The sequence below is a fragment of the Actinosynnema sp. NPDC023658 genome (assembly GCF_040639995.1).
Classification (GTDB): Bacteria; Actinomycetota; Actinomycetes; order Mycobacteriales; family Pseudonocardiaceae; genus Actinosynnema.
The window spans coordinates 1-4,163 of sequence record NZ_JBFAAX010000524.1 but is presented as its reverse complement, the minus strand read 5'-3'; the positions used below and the strand labels follow the sequence as shown (position 1 = coordinate 4,163).

Annotated in this window: 4 protein-coding genes; all 4 read right to left on the bottom strand. The window is 71.0% G+C overall.

The features are described from left to right. Nucleotides 1-163, bottom strand: a 163-nt coding sequence (locus tag AB0G02_RS30380) for an AAA family ATPase (RefSeq protein ID WP_360800728.1), incomplete at its 3' end; no start/stop codon positions are given. A gap of 11 nt (nt 164-174) precedes the next feature. Continuing rightward, nucleotides 175-363, bottom strand: coding sequence for a hypothetical protein (locus AB0G02_RS30375; protein WP_360800722.1), 189 nt, complete (start codon nt 361-363; stop codon nt 175-177). Nucleotides 364-568: 205 nt separating this feature from the next. Then, on the bottom strand, nt 569-2,914 hold the full coding sequence (locus AB0G02_RS30370) for a glycosyl hydrolase family 18 protein (protein ID WP_360800725.1): 2,346 nt from the start codon (nt 2,912-2,914) through the stop codon (nt 569-571). Nucleotides 2,915-3,158: 244 nt separating this feature from the next. Then, nucleotides 3,159-4,163 (bottom strand): tetratricopeptide repeat protein (locus AB0G02_RS30365; protein ID WP_360800719.1); only part of this gene is annotated, 1,005 nt, incomplete at its 5' end.

Genomic DNA, 4,163 nt, shown 5'->3' with positions numbered 1-4,163 from the left:
GCTCGTCGACCAGCCGCGTCTTGCCGACCCCCGCGTCACCGGCGATCAGGACCGCGCCGGCCTGGCCGCGGGCGGCCTCGTCCAGGGCGGCGCGCAGCCTGGCCATCTCCCGGCTACGCGCCACCAACGGGATTCCGGAACCAAGGCGTGCCACACCAGGCATGCTGTCACACCTCAGGCTGCCTGGCGGTGGCCATTTCCCCTCTCGGGGACATCCGGGCCGTTGCCATGACCCAGTCGTCGCCACCACGACCGCCTCACCGGGGCGGACTGCCGGCCGATGCGGTGCTGCGCCGCGTCGGCGCGCAGGGCCGCCTGCCGGTAGTCGATCTCCGCCTTCAGGGCTTCGGGCGTCCACTCCATGACCTGCTCCTCGTGTCGTTCGCTTCTCTCTGTGACACGAAGAGTCGTCCTGAGGCCGGTGGGCGGGCATCGGGCGTTCACGCGGGTTGCGGTGTTGGTTCCCTTACCCGCCGCCGTAAGGGGTGGCAGACGGCGGGTAAGGGATGCCTCAGGGAGGGCGTCGGAGCAGGTGGGAGGCCCCTCAGCGGGCCCCCCAGCAGGCTCCTCAGCAGGCTCCTTGGTCGCGCCAGACGCCCCACTCGCCGGTCGAGCCCGGCTCCTCGCCCTGCGTCCACCACTTGGCCTGCCAGCGCTTGCCGGCGTGGGAGACCTCGTTGCCGCCGTTGTAGACCTTGGCGCGGTCCCAGGCGGGCACGGTGCAGCTCGGCTGACCGGTCGTCGTCGTCGTGGTCGTGGTCGTCGATGTCGTGGTGGTCGTCGATGACGTGGTCGTCTTGGACGTGGACGTCGTGCTGGTCGGCGGCTCCGTGCCACCGCGCGGGTGGTCGGAGGCGATGGCGTAGGTCTTGCCGCCGAACGTCAGCCTGAAGTTCGACGGTGACGCGATCGGCAGCTGGTAGCTCAGCGCGACCTCCACCGACGCGCCGGGCGCGAGCGGCTGCCAGCTCGGCAGGGCCAGCTCGACGTGCTGGAAGTCGCCCTTGAGGCCGCCGACGTTGCTGCCGGAGTGGCCCTTGGCGGTCACCCGCAGCCCGAAGCCGGACTGGTCGGACATGCTGCCCGGCGCGCTGGTGCCGTAGTCGAACTCGACCTTCGTGCCGCCCGGCAGGGTGGTGGTCGAGTTGTTGGTGAGCTTCAGCTTCGGCGTGATCGGGTAGTTGTTGTCACCGAGGGCGAACCCGGAGACGGTGGCGCCGACGTCGAGCACCTGGCTCGGCGCGGTGCCGTTGGCCTTGCGGTTGCCGTAGGGCGCCGCGCCGCGCAGACCGTTGTCAATCGCGGTGAGCAGGGTGTCCCCGATGGTGTACTGGCCCTTGGCGCTGTCGAAGCGGTAGTCGCCCGCCAGCTCCCAGATCATGATGCCGCCGATGCCCTTGTCGGCCACGTACTTCGCCTTGGCCGCGATGGACTGCTCGTCCTCCGTGGACAGGAAGACCTTCTTCTCCGCGTTCCAAAGCCACGGCGCGGTGAGCGTGCTGTCGTAGAAGCGGTTGTAGGAGCCGGAGATCCGGTCGGTCGGGTCGTTCGCCGGGTCCAGGCCGTACTGCGCCAGGTAGTCCGGCGTGACCTCGTTCTCCAGGTTCTTGGTGTGCCACAGCGGGTTCACGCCGGACGGCACTTCCGCGCCACCCGCCGTCGAGTCGTGCCACAGGTTGTCGATGCCGACCGCGCCGTTGCCGCACGGGGTGGTCGAGCCGACCGAGGACCCGGTGCCGGGCGGGCACTTCGTCTGGTCCGGCAACGCCGCGCGGCCCCACAGGCCGTTCGTGCCGCCGGTGACGCCCTGCCAGCCCCGGCTGTAGAACGGGACGCCGAGGTTGATCCGGCCGGCCTGCATCGCGCCGCGGTAGTAGTGGTAGGCCCAGTCCGTGTTCAGGTAGCCCATGCCCTCGTACTGCCCCGCGGTGTACACGCCGCCGGCCGCGAGCTCGCCGTCCTTGCCGTCGTCGTAGAGCGCCGCGTTCGGGCCGACGAAGTGGTTCCACGAGCCGTGCAGGTCGTAGCTCATCACGTTCAGGTAGTCGAGGTAGCGGGTGACCTGGTAGGCCTCCTGGCCGCGCAGCAGCCACCCCGAGGCGGGCACGGCGGCGGTGAGCAGGTAGTGCCTGCCGTCCTGCTGCGAGGCGCGGTCGAGCTTCTCCCGCAAGGTCCTCATGATCTTCTCGTAGCCCGCCCACAGCGTGCCGCGGTTGGCGTCGGAGATCCAGAAGTCGTCCGGGTTGCCGGCGTGGTTGTTCGACGTGGCGTACTCGTAGTCGATGTCGACGCCGTTGAACCCGTAGGTCCGGATGAACTGCACGGCGGAGTCCGCGAATGCGTCCACAGTGGACTGCGGTTGCGCGCCCAGCTTGTAGAAACCGCCCGAGGCGTTGCGCGAGCCGTCCGGGTTGAGGAACCCGCCGGTCTCCGCCCAGCCGCCGACCGAGATCAGCGTCTTCACGTTCGGGTACTGCTTCTTGTACTTGGTGAGCAGGTTGAAGTGCCCCTTGTACGGCAGGGACGGGTCGAGCGCGACGCCCGGCCACGTCATGCCGGTGGAGGCGTTGTCCGGGCCGTCGGGGCCGACGGAGACCCGGTTCTGCGCGTCGAGGTGCGCGAACGCGTAGTTGAGGTGCGTGACCTTGGACCACGGGATGTCGGACGGCAGGTACGCGGGGGCGCCGTTGGCACCCGTGCGCCAGCTGGTGAAGTAGCCGATGACGCGGCGCGAGTGGTCCGGGCCCAGCGACTCCCGGCCCTCGGCGTCGTAGACCGAGCAGTAGGGCACGGCGACGCCGGGGGTCTGGTAGAGGCCGTCGGGACGGCACTCCTCCCCCGCGGCGGCCGCGTCGGGCGGTGACGGCGACACGACGGCGATGGCGAGCCCCACCGCCGCGGCGAGCAGCGCCACGAGCGGCGAGAACCTGGTTCCGCCGAGCTTGGCGCGGGTGGACTTGGCTCTGTTGGGCTTGGCTCTGGTGGACAAGACCGGCACACCTCCTGCACGAGGCGGCGGCCACGGAGCAGCGCTCGAACCGTAAATAGGTCTAGACCTCTAAGTCAATAGGTCCAGACCACTCAACCGATCACGTGGCCCGCCCCGCAGCTCGCACGGCCACCGCGGACCAAGCGACAGCCGTGGACTCCGCCGCAGGTCAGACGGCCGTCGTCGCCCGGACGCGGGCCAGGCGCTCCCGGACCTGGTCCGCTTCGGGCGCACCCAGCTCGGTGAACAGCGCCAACGCCCGCTGCCAGTGCGAGACCGCGCCGGGCAGCCCCTGCCGGTCGAACACCGTGGCCAGCCGGTCGTGCGCGATCGCCTGGTGGTACGGGCTCGCGGCGGCCGACGCCACCGACAGCGCCGTGCGCGCCGACGACACCGCCTCCGCGCCCTCGCCCGTCTCCAGCAGCACCATCGCGAGGTCCGTGTGGCAGGTCGACTCACCGCACTGCTCGCCGACCTCGCGGTACATCGTCACCGCCGCCCGCAACCACGACTCCGCCTCGCCGTAGCGCCGCGACGCCATGTGCAGCAGCCCGAGGTTGTGGTGGGCGTTCGCCTCGGCCCACCGCGACCCGGCCGACCGGCTGACCTCCAGCGCCTCCCGGTAGGAGGCCTCCGACTCGTCCACCCGACCCAACGACTGCAGCATGTCCGCGACCGTCGTCAGCGCTCTGGCCTGCGCGTTCACGTCGCCGGACGCCCGCGCCACCTCCAACGCCTCGCGGTGCCGGGCCAGGGACTCGTCCATCCGCTGGAACTGCGCCAGCGCGATGCCCAGGTTGAACAGCATCACGAACCTGGCCTCGGGGTCACCGAGCGTCGTGGCCGCCTCCAGCGCGACCTCGGTGGTGCGCAGCCACGTCGTGCGGTCCGCCCGCAGCCAGAAGAACCGCGACAGCGTGTACGGCAGCTGCCAGGCGTGCACCAGCCACCGCGGGTCCGCGCCCTCGGTCGCGGCCAGCTCCGCGGCGGCGATGATGTTGCCCTGCTCGGCGTCCAACCAGGCGATCGCCTCGGCCGGCGCGCGCAGCTTCGGCACCTCGACCGGCACGTGCTCGGGCGCGACCCGCACGCTGCCCCGGCCCACCGGCAGGCGGCCGTCGGCCAGGTCCGCGCAGTGCAGGTAGAAGTCGAGCATCCGGCTCGTGGCCCGGTG